Genomic DNA, 14,814 nt, shown 5'->3' on the forward strand with positions numbered 1-14,814 from the left:
TGCGGCACAGCCGCCGCATTGGACACGGAGGAATCGTGAGCGACAAAGAACCCACGACGACAATCGACCCCGGTGACGGACACCAGCCCGAGACCCTCAAGCGGGTCATGGGGCCGAAGCTGCTGCTTCTGTTCATCGTCGGTGACATCCTCGGAACCGGCGTCTATGCTCTGACCGGCAAGGTGGCCGGGCAGGTCGGCGGTGCCGGTTGGGCACCGGTGATCCTCGCCTTCCTCATCGCGCTGATCACCGCATTCTCCTATATGGAACTCGTGACGAAGTATCCGCAGGCCGCGGGTGCCGCGCTCTATACGCACAAGGCGTTCGGAATCCACTTCGTGACGTTCCTCGTCGCCTTCGCCGTCCTCAGCTCCGGAATCACCTCGGCATCGACGGCGTCGAATGTCTTCGCGGCGAACCTCGTGGCCGGCTTCGGTTGGGACGTCTCCGGCACAGGGGTGATGTGGATTGCGCTGGCGTTCCTCACTCTCATCGCGCTCATCAACCTCCGCGGAGTCGGCGAGAGCGTATGGTTCAACGTCGTCCTCACCCTCATCGAGCTGAGCGGTCTGCTGCTGGTCATCGTCGTCGGCTTCTTCGCACTCGGTTCGGGTGACGCCGACTTCTCACGCGTGATGATCTTCGAGACCGAGGGCGACAAGAGCGTCTTCCTCGCGGTCACCGGTGCCACTGCGCTCGCCTTCTTCTCCATGGTCGGCTTCGAGGATTCGGTCAACATGGTCGAAGAGACGAAGGATCCGCGGATCTTCCCGAAGATCATGCTCTCTGGTCTGACGATCACCGGCATCATCTACGTCCTCGTCTCCCTGGTCACCGTCGCAGCAGTGCCCATCGGCGTGCTCACCGAGAGCGAGACGCCACTGCTCGAGGTCGTCCGGGAGGGTGCTCCGGGCCTGCCGATCGATACGATCTTCCCATTCATGACGATGTTCGCCGTTGCGAACTCGGCCCTGATCAACATGCTCATGGCCAGCCGTCTGCTCTACGGAATGGCCAAGCAGAACGTGCTCCCGCCCGTGTTCGCGAAGGTCTTGGTCGGACGCCGCTCGCCGTGGGTGTCGATCATCTTCACGACGCTGATCGCCTTCGCGCTCATCTTCTTCGTGTCCACGATCCTGCCCGAGACGGTGACCGCGTCCCTGGGCGGCACCACCTCGCTGCTGCTGTTGGCAGTGTTCGCCGTCGTCAACGTCGCTGTGCTCATCCTGCGCAAGGACAAGTCCGGCAATGCCGAACACTTCAAGGCACCGACGATTCTGCCGTGGATCGGCGTCATCACCTGCGTGTTCCTCGTCGGTCCGTGGGCCCGCCTGGAAGAGCTCATCCAGTATCAGATCGCGGCGGCGCTCGTCGGCATCGGTGTCGTCCTGTGGGCCGTGACCTGGTTCTGGAACCGTTCGACGAAGGGCACGAGCACCCGATTCCGCAATCCCGAAGAGCTGTCGTGACCTCATCCCCTCGCCGAGGCGGTGCGGCCGGGGCCGCTCGCCGACCCATGTCTGCATCGCTCGATATGCTTGGACTGTGGGTTCCCGACCTGCGCGCTCGGTTCTGTACAGCTCAATCCAACGAAGGTGAAAAATGACAGTACTCGTCGGTTACGTCAACAATCCCGCCGGACACGCTGCTCTCGATGCCGGCATCGCGCAGGCGAAGAAGGACGGCAAGGAGCTCGTCGTCGTCAATGCGTCACGGTCGGCGCAGCGCAGCGACTCCTACCGCCTCGGCGAAGGGGAGCTCAAATCGGTCAACAACTACCTGACCAGGGCGGACGTCGAATTCCGCGTACTGACCTTGGGCAGCGAGTACGACCCGGCCGAACAGATCCTCGACACCGCCAACGAGGTGGGAGCCGAACTGATCGTGCTCGGAACCCGGAAGCGCACCCCGGTCGGGAAGTTTCTGCTCGGGTCGACGATTCAGAAGGTCATCCTCGACGCCGAAGCCCCGGTGCTGTGCGTCAAAGCCGCGCACTGAGGGCTTGACCGCAGCGCACACGCAACCCGGCTCGCTGGGCTGACATGTGTCCGCTGCGTGCACGTCTCAGCCGAGCCGCTCCATGATGAGATCGGCGTTGACATGCGCGCCGGCCATCACCCCGCTGGCTGTGCTGGCCACGACCATCGCTGAGACATCTGCGCTGTTGCCGACCGCCCAGACGCCGGGCACATCGGTCTGCCCTGCCATCTGCGTCGGAATATAGGTGCCCATCCCGCTCGGGTGAGCGACGACCTCGCCTCCGAGCTGGGCGAACAGGTCGGCATTCGCTCGACCATACGCACCGACTGTGAGCGCATCGAAGGTAAGAGATTCCGCTCCGTCCGCGGATTCGGCGGCCGCCAGTGAAACGACGGTGCCGGACTCGGTGCGGGCCACCTCGGTGACGGTGGAATCGATGAACTCGATGCCGAGCGTATCGAGCATTGCCGTCTGTTCGGAATCAGGGGCGGGAGCGTTGTGACGGATGAAGCTGACGTGGTCGCTGAGCTGGGAGAACAACATCGCCTGGTGGTATGACATGGCCGTTGTGCCGATGACCCCGATGCGCTGTCCGCGCACCTCGAAGCCGTGGCAGTAGGGGCAGTGCAGGACGGTGTCGCCCCAGCCTTCCGCGAGACCCGGGATGTCCGGAAGTTCGTCGCTCAAACCGGTGGCGATGATGATGCGTCGGACCCTGACATCGACCCCCGCCGAGGTGGTCAGTTCGAATCGATACCGCGGAGCCGCCTCGGCGGGGTGGGGTTCCGAATCGATCGTGCGTGCTTGCTGCACGGTCGCATCGATGAAGGCAACGCCGTACTCTTTGGCCTCGGCGCGGCCTTTCGCCACGAGATCCTGGGGCCTGATGCCTTCGTGGCCGAGGACGTTGTGCGCGTGTGCGCTTGAGGAATTGCGCAGCTGGCCTGCGTCGATGACGACGACGGATCGCAGAGACCTGGCCAGGGCGATCGATGCGGCGAGGCCGCCTGCCCCACCGCCGATGACGGCGACATCGAAGGAATCCTGCGCGGATTCGGCCGACGAGTCGGCCGCAGTTGGCTGGGAGTTTACGGGTGCAGTTTGGGTGGTCATGATTCTCCTGTGTGCTGATGGATGGTCGGCGTCTATTCGAGTGTGTTCCTAGCCCGTATAAAAGTGCAAACGTGTTTGCAGAAACAGCAAATTGTGTCATGCTGAGGGCATGGAAGAGCCAAGAGAGTCAGGGGAGCGCGCCGCTCATGCGACGGGTCGGATGTCGGAGATCCTCTCCGATGGGTCCGCCCCGGTTGAGGCGCAGGAGGCTATCCGGCAGTCTTTGGCGGGTGTCGGCGCTCGCCTGCGAGTGCTGCGGCAGGAGCAGGGGCGCACCCTCGACGAGGTGGCTGAGCTTGCCGGAATGTCGACGAGCACACTGTCGCGCCTGGAATCCGGGAAGCGCAAGCCGAGTTTGGAGCTGCTGCTGCCGCTGGCTGGGGTCTATGGGCTCCCGCTCGATGAGCTTGTGGGGACTCCGCCGATCGGCGATCCGCGCATTCATATCTCCCCGCGGAAGTTCCACGATCAGACGATCCTGCCGCTCAGCCGCGGAGCGATCGGAGTACAGGCCTTCAAGCACATCGTCGACGGTCGGCAGACACCGAAGCTCGGTGCGCTGAAGACTCACCCCGGATTCGAATGGGTGTATGTGATCCGCGGTCGCCTGACCCTCATCCTCGGCGACCGGACGATGGTTCTCAGTGCTGGAGAGGCCGCAGAGTTCGATACGCGCACTCCGCACTGGTTCGGGGGAGCCGATGACGGCGGGGTCGAGTATCTCAGCCTGTTCGGACCCGAAGGACAGCGCGTTCATATGAAGAGCTGAGTGGAGCTGTGGGCCGGCGCAGGCGCTCGTTGATACGACGGGGCGTCGGTTGCGCGCGCTTGATTGTGGCGGGAAGTGACTTCCGCAAGCGTGACCGTGGCGGGACGTGAGTTCTGCCCGGGTGGCTGTGGCGGGGCCCTGGCCCTGCGTGGCTGCGGCGGGGTGCTGCCTGCGTGGCTGTGGCGGGACCCTGGCCCCGCGTGCTCGCGTCAGTGGCGAGGAGTAGTCTCGGCCCACTTCGTCGACACCGTAGGTGAGAGCCCCTTCTTCTGGTCGCCGCCAGCGATCATTGTCAAACATCGCACTCCGAGTGAGATCTCCCATTGACCAGTGCAAATAGTACAAAATAGTAAGACAGGGAAAATATCTCAAATAAATCGTACAGAACTATAGACTCTGTTCTATTCCTGGATTAGAATGGAGCCAAGCCGAAGACATCAACGATGATGAACGGATACGAAGAAGATGGCTCTCATCCCCGACCGAAGGTACGACGAGCACGATGATTGCGAAGCGGGAAAGGCTTCGCAGGCACCACCCCTTCAAGGTTCACCGCCCAGTGACCTCCCTCCAACTGCGGCCGGCTCTTCTGCCCGGTCTGCCGACAGTGACTCCTCCAGGTCGACTTACCGGGAGCTGCTCGCTGAGGCCGGATTCGATCTGACCGGTCATCCTCTCGCCGACAGATTCGACGGGATCGCCGACAACCTGGCCGACGGCGAGGCGGTCGCCGACCAAGCTGGTGACGGACAGGATGACGCCGTCGAGGATGGCAGCGATGCAGTCGTCGACGGAGTCGTAGCTGCGGAAGGCAGCAGTCAAGCAGCTGTTATCGAGGCTGACGCAGCGGCGCCTGCTCTTCCGGGTGGCGTTATCCACGCCGGGCAGGGGCCCTGGTCGAGCAGGACGACGATGCCGGAGACCGAGGCAGAGGTCCAGGCCTGCATCAAAGAGATCGAAGCACGCCAAAGCGCGTGGATGAAGGCAAAGCGCGAAGAACGTGAGGCACAGAGAACTGCGGAGCGTGAGGAGTATCTGAAGAAGAACCCGCAGGCTCGCGCAGAGGACGAAGAACTCGCGCGTGAAAGAGCGGAGTGGAACGCCCACGTTGAGCGGTACGAGGCGAAGAAGCGGGCGCAGAAAGAAGCCGAACGTATCGCTGAGGTAGAACGCGCGGAGCGACACAAGGCACTCGCCGAACGCTATGACTCAGAAGCTGACACGCATCCCCTGCTCGACGAGTTTCGCTGGTCAGACTTGAAGCACGCAGCCCCGGAAGTCACAGAAAGCATCTGCGCTCTGCAGGGCCTGCTCGACGGGCTCCACGACTTCACTCGCCCCATGGGGCCCGATGACGCGGTGACTCTTCTCGATGGTCTTGAGACCTTGAACCGTCTGACGGAGTCCCTGTCGGTCGTGACCCTCTCCGTGTTCGAACGTGTCGGCACGCCCCGCGACTACGGGGCGAAGACGACGAAGGCGCTGGTCCAACATCGGCTCAACCTGTCTGCACAAGAGGCCTATCGCCGCACTCAGCTCGCTGAGTGCCTGGGAAAGCGGACCAGCATGAGCGGGGAATCGATCGAGGCGCAGTTTCCGATTCTCGCAGCTGCCCTTCGTGAAGGAGTGCTCTCGGCAAACCAGGCGTCGACGATCTCCAAATGCTTGAAGAACCTGCCTGTGAACGTATCGGAGGACGACAAGATCAAGGCTGAAAGCCTGCTCGTCGAAAAGGCTCAGGCGGTTCGCGTCTGCGATATCCATGCACTCTTCGAAGAGATCCTGGGCTGGATCGATCCCGACGGCCAGGAACCGAAAGAAGCGGCAGACCGGGACAGCTTCGCTGTCAACCTGCGCCAGGCGAAGGACGGAACGTGGACCCTCAAAGGTCGCCTCGACGAGGAGACCGGTGGGATCCTCAACGGCCTGCTGACTTCGCGCATCAAAACCGATTCTCAGTCGGACGAGGACAACTGCGCGAACGCGGCAGGAATCGATGCCGCTCCCGCGGATGGCGAACGCCCGATCGACGGAGCGAGCGCCACCGACGATACCCGATCTGCCGACGACGCCCGCCCCGCAGCCGAAGGCGGCGGTGACAGTGTGAGCGACCTCGATCAGGAAGTCGTCGACGCCTATACGGAGGTTCTGCGCGGCGACCGCGCGGACTGTCTCGACCCTTCGCTTGACTTCACCCCGCCGCAGGTCGGCGCGAATGGTGAGATCCCGCAGGGAGCCGGGGTGAGGCAGGACGGCTCACTGGTGACGATGGCCGCTGAGCAGCCGAGTGTCCGGCGTCGCATCTACGAGCGTTTCTCCAGCGTCATCGGCAGCATCGAAATGAACCGCATCAAGGCCGGAGCGGCCTACGCACTGGTCGTCACAGCCAAGGCAGAAGACCTGGCGAACCGGACCGGCAAGGCCGTCACGGGAGTCGAAACGCCGTTCCCGATCGATTCCGCTGCTCTGGAAGGACTGAACGGATCGGTCTTCTTCCACCTCATGGGCGAAAGAGCGAAATCGTTGGCACTCGCGACAGAACGACGGTTGGCCACAGAGAAACAGCTGGCAATTCTCGCCAGCCGTGACCAGGGATGCACGTTCCCCGGATGCGACACTCCTCCCGGCTGGTGCGAAGCGCACCATATCGTCCCATGGGCGCAGAACGGCAAGACCGACGTCAACAATCTCACTTTGGCCTGTTCAGCGCATCACCACCTGCTTGATTACACCGATTGGGACTGCAGAATGCTCATCGACGGTCGGCCCGCGTGGGTGCCACCGGCGACCATCGATCCAGCACAAGAACCGGTGCTCCACGCACGGTTCATCGCGCGGGAAATCGGAGAGACTCTCTTCGGCTGACAAGCACTTAGGTTCAGCTGACAAGCACTTGGGTTCGGCTGGCAAAACCCCGGCAATGTGACAGTTATTCGCGGGACACGTGGCCGAGACCAATGGTGCGGTTCATCGGCGGCGTGGTCCGCGGGGAACGGAATGTTCTTCTCACATGCACTGTTGCCTCGTTATGAAGCTTTCGATCCTTGACCTCGTTCCTGTCCGTACAGGACAGACGACAGCAGACTCCTTCGCCGCCTCAAAGCAGATCATCGACACGGCTGACAAGCTCGGATTCACCCGCTATTGGGTCGCCGAGCACCACAACATGCCCTCGATCGCATCGACGATGCCAGGGCCCGAACTCATGCACCTCGGCCAGGGAACACAGCAGATCCGCCTCGGTTCCGGTGGAGTCATGCTTCCCAATCACGCCCCGCTGGCGGTCGCCGAGCTGTTCGCTCTGCTCTCCGCTGTCTACGGCGACCGCATCGATCTGGGAATCGGTCGCGCACCGGGGACGGACCCGATCACTTCGGCGGCAATGCGCGGCCACCTCGGTGAAGGACGGATGGTCGACCGTGAAGGACGAGCAATCGATCCCGTCGAACAGTTCCCCCAGCACGTGATCGACACTCTCAGCCTCATGCGGCCCGAGGGGATGCGAGTTCCGCTTCACGGTGGACGCGAACATGTGCTCAAGGCGACGCCCGCGGCAGCTCCGGGAACGCAGCCGCTGCCGTGGCTGCTCGGTTCATCCGGTTACTCGGCCAGGCTGGCAGCTGAACTCGGCATGCCCTATGTCTTCGCCAACCACTTCGCATCGGGTGCCACCACCGGAATGAAGATCTACCGCGACAATTTCACGCCTGGCGCTTACGGAGACAAGCCGCAGACCTTTGTCACGGCCAACGTCGTCGCAGCACCCACCGAGGAAGAAGCGCGGCTGCGCTCGGAGCCATTCATGCTGCAGATGGCCAGAATGCGCACCGGCGGACCGATGGAGAAGCTGCATCTGGCCGGCGACGACGTGCGATCGGTGATGACCGACCAGGAGCGTATGGTCGGCGAAGAGCTCTCCGGCAACTGGATCATCGGCGACACGAAATCCGTGTCCGCGCAGCTCGAGGAACTCTCTGAGCGCTTCGAGGTCGACGAGATCATGATCCAACCGATCGCCGGCGCCATGGAAGGCGAAGACGTACGCGAAGACCCAGGACGGACTCAGACGATCGACCTGCTTGCCACGGAATTCCTCGGCTCCACCGGAGCTTCCGGCGTCGCTGATGCAGGCACCGATATGTGACACCTGGCTGAGGTCTGTCCCCGGTTCCGATCGGGGCCGATATCGGCCATCGGCACCGGGCCGAAGTCTCAGCTCAGCATCGATTCGGGCAAGTGGACTTCAATCCACGACCAGTCCGCGTTATCCTGTCACAGTGTCATGAAAGCTGACAGTCGTGTGACAGCCAGTAGAATCGACACCGTGCAGAACCTCGTCTACGGCGAGGCCGCTCCTTGCGGAGAGGTCGAAACGGAGGCGAATGCTGTACGCCGAATGCGCTCGCGCACCTTCGGAGACTTCCCCCACGCGGGCCCCGGCCTGCAGACCGAAAGAGAAATAATGCGTACCAAAATTGCTGTTTCGGCAGCACTTGGGGTCGGACTGGTTTTCGGCGCCGGTGCTCCCGCACTGTCGAGCAATCTGTCGTCGACCGACGCCGCAAAAACGTCCGGCATCTCCGCTGATGTCGTGCCCGGCCAAGAACTCGAACGAATCACCGACGGCAAGATCGAAAAGGGCGAGACCGCCTACGTCGATGTCACGGTCGCGACACTGTGGACCGACCCGAAGGCCCCTCGCAAGGTCGACAAGCCCGCGCTCCAGCACCCCGTCGACCTCAAGAAGTGGAACAAGAACCTCGAATCCACCGATGTGCGCCGGGGCCTGACTGGAAAAACCGAGACACAGGCAACCTACGGTTCGGAAGTCTCCGTCCTCGAAACCAAGGGCAGCTGGGCCAAGGTCGCCGTGACCGACCAGAAGACCCCGAAGAACAAGAAGGGCTACCCGGGTTGGCTGCCCAAGAAGCAGCTGGTCGAAAACGACCGCTTCGGAAAGCTCGCCGAAGACCAGCCCCGCGCAGTGGTCACGAAGCCCAAGAGCGAACTCGAAGGCATCGAATTCACCAAGGACACTGGTGCCGACGTCAGCTTCAACGTCGACCTGCCGCTCATCGCCCAGGACGTCGATGATGTCCGCGTCGCTCTCCCCGGAGGCGGAGCCGCCTGGATCGACATCGATGACGTGGATGTCTACGACGTCGGCGACAAACCTGAGAAGCCCAGCGGCAAAGACCTCGTGAAGACCGCGAAGCAGTTCGAGGGCCTGCGCTACCTGTGGGCCGGAGTCTCCGCCTACGGATTCGACTGCTCCGGATTCACCTACTCCATCTACAAAGCCCACGGCATCGATCTGCCTCGCGACTCGGGAGAACAGGCGAAGGCGGGCAAAGCTGTCTCCTCGTCGAACCTCAAGCCCGGAGACCTGCTGTTCTTCTCGACCAGCTCGGGAACAGTCCATCACGTCGGAATGTACGTCGGCGACGGCAAGATGATCCACTCGCCGAACGCGTCGAAAGACGTCTACATCACCGACTGGAAGAAGTGGGACACCGGAAACGAATTCTCCGGAGCCCGCCGCATCCTCTGATCTGGATCGAGTCAGATGGTCCCGGTTCCAACCAGGACCTGACCAGTTCAGTCGAGTGACCAGCCGACACACTGATGGCCGGTGCCCTGAGGAGGGCACCGGCCATCCATGATTTCAGTAGGGCCTAGCTGGGAACATCGCCAAGGTTGCTGAGCACGGCTCTAGCTGGGGAGCATCGCCAGGTCTGCTGAGCATGGCGATTGCTGAGAGACCTGGCCAGGGGAGGGGAGGGGCCTGGCCTGGGGAGAGGTGCCCGCCGAGGCGGCTATCGAGCAGAGTCGACCGGAATGACCGGCGACCCGATTTCATCGAAACTTGCCCACCGAGGCGACCGCCGTATGGTTTCTCCGAGGCGACCGCCGGTCAGTGCCGCGAGCTCTGAGTCGATTTCAGGAAGATGGCACGGGCCAGATCATCCCGACGTTCGATGACCAGCCGGCGCAGAGCCGCAGGTGCATCGTCGTTGGCGGCCAACCATGCGTCGGTCTTCTCGACCACAGCCTCCTCGTCGACGGACCATCGGGGATAGAGGCCGAGCACCAGGCGGCGGGCGATCTCAATCGAATTGTCCGTCCAGAACCCGAGCAGACCATCGAAGTACTCATCGACATACTCCTCGATGAGCGGCATCGCACTCGGCGCGATGAACCCGGCGATGATCGCCGACAGAACATCATTGCTCAGCGCTCCCGCCTCGCGGATCGCCTCCCAGGCACGGATCTTGACGATCGGCAGAGGCAGTGCGGCACTGGCCGTCTCGGCGTGAAGTCGACCCGAAGAGCTGGGATCCGAATGATTCTCCCGCGCGATATCCGTCTGATCCGCCCACCCGAGGCAGACGAGCGCCGTCAGCGCATTCCACCGCAGCGCATGATCATTGATGAGACCCCGGAACGGCAGCGTCGCAGTTGAATGCTCGGCGCCTCGGCCCGTGCGGGCACCACCGGAAGCTTCGGCCGACTGGCTCATCGAACCGGCCTGACTCACCGAACCAGCCTGCCCAGCTGAACCAGCCCGATCAGCCGAACCGGCCTGCCCGGGAGCTCCGGCATACATCCGGTCGATCTCCTCACCGACCGGCACCGTCAGGATCTGGCTGGCGAACCCACGCCCCATAGCCACCGCGGAACTGCCGGCGGCGCAGCGGGCCGTCCGCGACGTCAGCGCCAATACGAGGTTGGCCAGATGCAGCTGCGCATCCGACCCTGCTTTCGCCGCCGCCAACGCATCCAACGCCGCTCCCAGAAGCCCCATGATCGCGGCATCGAAATTCCGGTCCGCCACCCACTGGTCGATGCAGGTCAGAGCGGTCTGGCTGAGCCCCGCCATGATCCCGGCATGACTCTCCTTGCCCAGGCTGCGGGCATAGGCGGTGAGGTACTTCTGCACCGGCATGAGCCCATCGCGCACCGCATTGTCCAAGGCCGACCACACCAGGGCCCGTGACAGCGGATCCGTGATCCGCGACGCCGAGGTGACCGCCGCCTCCGTCGACTCCGGATCGAGGCGCACCCGCGCATAGTCCAGGTCGTTGTAATTGAGCAGAGTGATCACGCCGGCGCTGCGACCGATCAGCTGCTCGACGTCGGCAGACTCGGTCGAGAACTCGAAACGGAAGGAATCGAGGGGAACGATCGCCCGCCCCGACCGCCCGAGCGTGGCGATCTCGATCGTGTGCGGCCGCAGCAGGGCTGTGCCCTCGGCCGAATCGGACTGAGTGATCGTGGCACCCGTGACCTTCTCCGAACCGGACCGTCGCCGAGGCGGTTCTGTCCTGCCGCTCGACCCGGGCCCTGCCTCGTGAGCGTCCCCGGCAGCCCCGTCGAAATCGTCGCCGACCGCATCCGGGCTGCGCAGCCTTGCGCCCGAGCTCGAAGCCACGAGCTTCCCGCGTCCCGCGCTCTGCGCGGCGGCATCGGTACCGGCAGAACCTCCTTCGGCCCCGATTCCGGCCCCACCCTGCAAGAACGCGGCCGACCCGACCGCGGACCCTGCCGACCCATCCGGGGACCCAGACGAACCGTCTGCCGTCGTGAGCTGCAGGGACAGCTCCGAGACTCCGGACGTCCCCAGCCACGCGGCCGCCCAGTTCGCGATGTCCCGGTCGGGAGCCGCCTCGGCGAGGCATTCGAGGAAATCAGCCAACTCGGTATTGCCGTATTCGAACCGTCTGAAATACAGCCGCGAACCGGCGAAGAAAGCCTCCCGGCCGACGAACGCGACGAGCTGCTTGAGCACGGATGCGCCCTTGGCATAGGTGATGCCATCGAAGTTGAGCTTCGCGGCCTCGACATCGGGGATGTCGGCGACGATAGGGTGCGTCGTCGGATACAGGTCCTGCGTGTACGCCCACGCCTTGCGGCGCAACGCGAAGGTCACCCACCCATCGGTGAACCGCGTCGCCTCGGCAAGCGCGAGCCCGCCCATGAAATCGGCGAAGGATTCCTTGAGCCACAGGTCATCCCACCACTTCATCGTGACGAGATCGCCGAACCACATATGCGCCATCTCGTGCAGGATGACATTGGCACGGGACTCGTAGTTCGCGTCCGTGACCTTGTCCCGGAAGATCAGATTGTCCGTGAACGTCACCAGACCGGGGTTCTCCATCGCGCCGAGGTTGTACTCGGGAACGAAGATCTGATCGTACTTTCCCCATGGATAGGGGTAGTCGAATTCGGAGGTGAAGAAGTCGAGGCCCGCCTTCGTAACGCCGAAGATGTCCTCCGCGTCGAGGTGGTCGACGAGGCTCGCGCGCGTCCAGGCGCCCAGTTGCACGATCTGCCCGGTGCGCGGATCCGTCCACTCGTCCGTCGCCCCCTCGTAGGGGCCCGCGGTGATGCAGGTGATGTAGCTCGACTGCTTGAGCGTCGGTTCGAAGTAATGGGTGACCGCGGCCGCCGAGGCAGATCCGTTCGCAGGCTCGAATCCCGCCGAGGCGGCCCCCGCCGCACCATCGGCCGGTTCCGTCCGCGCCTCGGCCCGGTTCGACAGAACCTGGAAATGTGCGGGAGCGGTGACCGTGAAGATGAACTCGGCCTTGAGGTCGGGCTGGTCGAAATTCGCAAAGACGCGACGGGCGTCGGTGGGTTCGTACTGTGTATAGAGATAGGTTTTGCCGTCGGCCGGATCAGTGAACCGGTGCAGACCCTCGCCCGAGGTGGAATAGCGGGCCTGCGCCTCGATCGTCAGGGAATTGCGGCCGGCGCGGACGGGGAACGTGACTCGGGCGCCGTCGAAGACCTCGGCGGGGGAGAGACTCTCACCATTGATCAGAACTGAGGTCACGGAGTCGGCGATGAGGTCGATGAATGTCGAATCGACGAAGCGGGCGGAGAAGTCGACGACAGTGCGAGACAGGTACGTGTCGGCATCGGTTTCGGCGTTGCTGACGTCGATATGGACTGAGTAGGAATCGACCTCGAGCAGCTGTGTTCGGCTCTGCGCTTCGCTTCGGGTGAGATTCGTTGTCATTCAATAGCCTCCTCGGCGGACAGACTTTAGCATGCCACATTTCCGGTATTCTGAGTACAGCACCGGCGAACGGCAGAGGGGACTGATGGCGGACAATCGGGTCAGCGAACTGCCTCGGCGGGGGTTCAACGTCGTCGCCCACCGCCTGCGCTTAGGGCTCAAGCGTGTGTGGGTGAACTCCGGTCAGCTGATCCAGATCCCCATCGCCGCGACCGCCGCCTACGCTTTCTGCGTCTATGTGCTCGGCCACCCGTATCCGTTCCTTGCCGCGGTCGCCTCCGCCGTCGGCATCGGCCCCGTCGTCGACCGTCGCCTGCGCCGCGCCCTCGAGATCGGCATCGGAGCGACGTTCGGGGTGCTCGTGGGCGAGATACTCGTCAACTTCTACGGCTCCGGCATCTGGCAGCTCGCCCTGACTCTGATCATCGGCCTGACGATCGGCACGATACTGAACTCCGGCGGCATCTTCATCACCCAGATCGCCGTCCAATCCGTCTACGTCGTCGTAGTCCCTGCCAGCGCCACCACCATGCCGTTCCCGCGAACCCTCGACGCTCTCACCGGATCCGTCTGCGCCATCCTCCTGGCACTGCTGATCCCGCGCGACGCTCGAAAGGCTCCGCGTCGCCTGGCCGCGGACATGCTCGAGGAGGTCGACGCAGTCCTCAGGATGATGAAACGAGCCCTGCGCGAAGCCGATGTGACGATGGCAGGACGAGCCCTCGAGCGTGCTCGCGAAACCCAGGACATCATCGACTCCTGGGGTTCATCCCTGCGGATCTCTCGTGAAGCCGCGAAGATCAACGCACGTGCCCGCCGGCATGCGGCCGAAGTCACCCGCCTGTCACGTGCCCACACCTTCTCCGACCGCGCGATGCGGACCATGCGAGTCATCGCCCGCCGCGTCGTCGGCATCACCGAGCTCGGCGTCGCCAAACCCGTCATCGCCGACTACGTCGGATCCTTGGCCGACGGTGCGAAGAAGCTCGAGATCGCTCTGCGCCGCGGCACCGACCGTTCCCTCGCCGAGGCGGCCCTGTCCGAAGCGGCGGGGGCTCTGGATCCGCGAGCGAAGCCCGATTGGGACATCCACGACGAGTCGATGGTCCTGCTCCTGCGGACTGTCGCCGTCGACCTGCTGCAGGCCGCGGGACTCACTCGTGAGGAGGCCCAGTCCCGGCTTCCACCGCTGGCCGTGAACGCCGATGAGGAAGACGGACCGGCTGTCGAATAGCCGTCGAGGCGGTCAGCTGCTTTCGACGACGAAGACGGCGTTCGTGCCCGGCTCCAGAGCCGTGAACCGGTGAGGCTGATCGCCCGGATGGGTGAGGTAGTCGCCGACGCCCAATTCGTAGGACTTGCCGAGCACTTCGATGCGTGCGGCCCCGCGGCCGAGGATGACATGTTCGATCGTGCCCTGCGGGTGCGGCTGAGACTCCCTGGGTTCACCCGGTTCGGCCTGGATGAAGTAGACGTCGCGTCGGGCATTCGTCGGCGACGGCGAGAGCAGGGTGGCCACATAGTTCGCGGTGGTCGAGGGCAGGCTGGGCATATCGCCGACGTGTTGGAAGGCGACCTCGTGCGGGGGCGGGTCGAGCAGGCGCGCAAGGGGGATGTCGAGCGCAGCGGCCAGAGCCCACATCGTCTCCAGGCTCGGATTTCCGCTTCCCGTCTCAAGCCCGGACATCGTCGACTTGCCGATGCCGGCGCGCCTGGCGACCTCGGAGAGGGAGAGTCCGGCGCGCAGTCGTTCTCGTTTCAGCGCCGCCGCGATCTGCTGACTCGGTGAGAGCGACGGGCCGGGCGCTGTGGCGTCGGAATCGGTGGCGCTGGGAGCGGACTCGGGGTCGGAGCTGCCCTGAGCGTCATTCAGCGAATCGTCGTTGCTTCGAGAAGTCATGGGTTCACTATAGCGGTTAGGCCGTTC

The 14,814-nt window shown here is 63.7% G+C and carries 11 protein-coding genes; 7 read left to right on the plus strand and 4 right to left on the minus strand.

Annotated features, from left to right (window positions below; genetic code table 11):
• Positions 1–35 precede the first annotated feature (35 nt).
• Both KTJ89_RS08455 and KTJ89_RS08460 read left to right on the plus strand, forming a co-directional pair.
• A complete protein-coding gene (locus KTJ89_RS08455) occupies positions 36–1,469 on the plus strand; it encodes an APC family permease (protein WP_259357383.1) in 1,434 nt (477 codons plus the stop codon).
• A gap of 133 nt (positions 1,470–1,602) precedes the next feature.
• A complete protein-coding gene (locus tag KTJ89_RS08460; RefSeq protein ID WP_101543775.1) occupies positions 1,603–1,998 on the plus strand; it encodes a universal stress protein in 396 nt (131 codons plus the stop codon).
• Between the two features lie 66 nt (positions 1,999–2,064).
• Here KTJ89_RS08460 and KTJ89_RS08465 read toward each other — a convergent pair whose 3' ends face one another.
• A complete protein-coding gene (locus tag KTJ89_RS08465) occupies positions 2,065–3,093 on the minus strand; it encodes an NAD(P)/FAD-dependent oxidoreductase (RefSeq protein WP_259357384.1) in 1,029 nt (342 codons plus the stop codon).
• A 109-nt stretch (positions 3,094–3,202) separates the two neighbouring features.
• Here KTJ89_RS08465 and KTJ89_RS08470 point away from each other — a divergent pair, with 109 nt between their 5' ends.
• Positions 3,203–3,862, plus strand: a complete 660-nt coding sequence (locus tag KTJ89_RS08470; RefSeq protein ID WP_259357385.1) for a helix-turn-helix domain-containing protein — start codon at positions 3,203–3,205, stop codon at positions 3,860–3,862.
• Between the two features lie 549 nt (positions 3,863–4,411).
• Here the strand turns inward: KTJ89_RS08470 and KTJ89_RS08475 are convergent.
• The gene (locus tag KTJ89_RS08475; RefSeq protein WP_180345573.1) at positions 4,412–4,684 is read right to left on the minus strand and encodes a hypothetical protein; all 273 of its coding nucleotides are present in this window, start codon (positions 4,682–4,684) and stop codon (positions 4,412–4,414) included.
• Positions 4,685–4,774: 90 nt separating this feature from the next.
• On the opposite strand from KTJ89_RS08475, the gene KTJ89_RS08480 reads away from it, so the two are divergent.
• The 3 genes from KTJ89_RS08480 to KTJ89_RS08490 all read left to right on the plus strand — a co-directional run bounded on the left by KTJ89_RS08480 (position 4,775) and on the right by KTJ89_RS08490 (position 9,413).
• A complete protein-coding gene (locus KTJ89_RS08480; protein ID WP_259357386.1) occupies positions 4,775–6,727 on the plus strand; it encodes a DUF222 domain-containing protein in 1,953 nt (650 codons plus the stop codon).
• A 163-nt stretch (positions 6,728–6,890) separates the two neighbouring features.
• On the plus strand, positions 6,891–8,006 hold the full coding sequence (locus tag KTJ89_RS08485; protein ID WP_139909098.1) for an LLM class flavin-dependent oxidoreductase: 1,116 nt from the start codon (positions 6,891–6,893) through the stop codon (positions 8,004–8,006).
• Between the two features lie 318 nt (positions 8,007–8,324).
• Entirely contained in the window at positions 8,325–9,413 is a 1,089-nt protein-coding gene (locus tag KTJ89_RS08490) for a C40 family peptidase (RefSeq protein WP_139468109.1), read from the plus strand.
• Between the two features lie 363 nt (positions 9,414–9,776).
• Here KTJ89_RS08490 and pepN read toward each other — a convergent pair whose 3' ends face one another.
• Positions 9,777–12,887 (minus strand): aminopeptidase N, encoded by a 3,111-nt coding sequence (gene pepN / locus KTJ89_RS08495; RefSeq protein ID WP_259357387.1) that lies wholly within the window; start codon positions 12,885–12,887, stop codon positions 9,777–9,779.
• Positions 12,888–12,972: 85 nt separating this feature from the next.
• On the opposite strand from pepN, the gene KTJ89_RS08500 reads away from it, so the two are divergent.
• Positions 12,973–14,121, plus strand: coding sequence for an FUSC family protein (locus KTJ89_RS08500; RefSeq protein WP_139468111.1), 1,149 nt, complete (start codon positions 12,973–12,975; stop codon positions 14,119–14,121).
• Between the two features lie 12 nt (positions 14,122–14,133).
• On the opposite strand, the gene KTJ89_RS08505 is transcribed toward KTJ89_RS08500, so the two are convergent.
• Positions 14,134–14,787, minus strand: a complete 654-nt coding sequence (locus tag KTJ89_RS08505; protein ID WP_139468112.1) for a helix-turn-helix domain-containing protein — start codon at positions 14,785–14,787, stop codon at positions 14,134–14,136.
• Between the last annotated feature and the right edge of the window lie 27 nt (positions 14,788–14,814).

Origin of the sequence: Brevibacterium sediminis, assembly GCF_024895295.1 — a bacterium.
GTDB classification, from domain to species: domain Bacteria; phylum Actinomycetota; class Actinomycetes; order Actinomycetales; family Brevibacteriaceae; genus Brevibacterium; species Brevibacterium sediminis.

What these genes read in the sequence shown, in the direction of transcription:
- KTJ89_RS08460 (WP_101543775.1), top strand. Translation starts at nt 1,603, where the DNA reads ATGACAGTACTCGTCGGTTACGTCAACAATCCCGCCGGACACGCTGCT.
- KTJ89_RS08465 (WP_259357384.1), bottom strand. Translation starts at nt 3,093, where the DNA reads ATGACCACCCAAACTGCACCCGTAAACTCCCAGCCAACTGCGGCCGAC.
- KTJ89_RS08470 (WP_259357385.1), top strand. Translation starts at nt 3,203, where the DNA reads ATGGAAGAGCCAAGAGAGTCAGGGGAGCGCGCCGCTCATGCGACGGGT.
- KTJ89_RS08480 (WP_259357386.1), top strand. Translation starts at nt 4,775, where the DNA reads ATGCCGGAGACCGAGGCAGAGGTCCAGGCCTGCATCAAAGAGATCGAA.
- KTJ89_RS08485 (WP_139909098.1), top strand. Translation starts at nt 6,891, where the DNA reads ATGAAGCTTTCGATCCTTGACCTCGTTCCTGTCCGTACAGGACAGACG.
- KTJ89_RS08490 (WP_139468109.1), top strand. Translation starts at nt 8,325, where the DNA reads ATGCGTACCAAAATTGCTGTTTCGGCAGCACTTGGGGTCGGACTGGTT.
- pepN (WP_259357387.1), bottom strand. Translation starts at nt 12,887, where the DNA reads ATGACAACGAATCTCACCCGAAGCGAAGCGCAGAGCCGAACACAGCTG.
- KTJ89_RS08500 (WP_139468111.1), top strand. Translation starts at nt 12,973, where the DNA reads ATGGCGGACAATCGGGTCAGCGAACTGCCTCGGCGGGGGTTCAACGTC.
- KTJ89_RS08505 (WP_139468112.1), bottom strand. Translation starts at nt 14,787, where the DNA reads ATGACTTCTCGAAGCAACGACGATTCGCTGAATGACGCTCAGGGCAGC.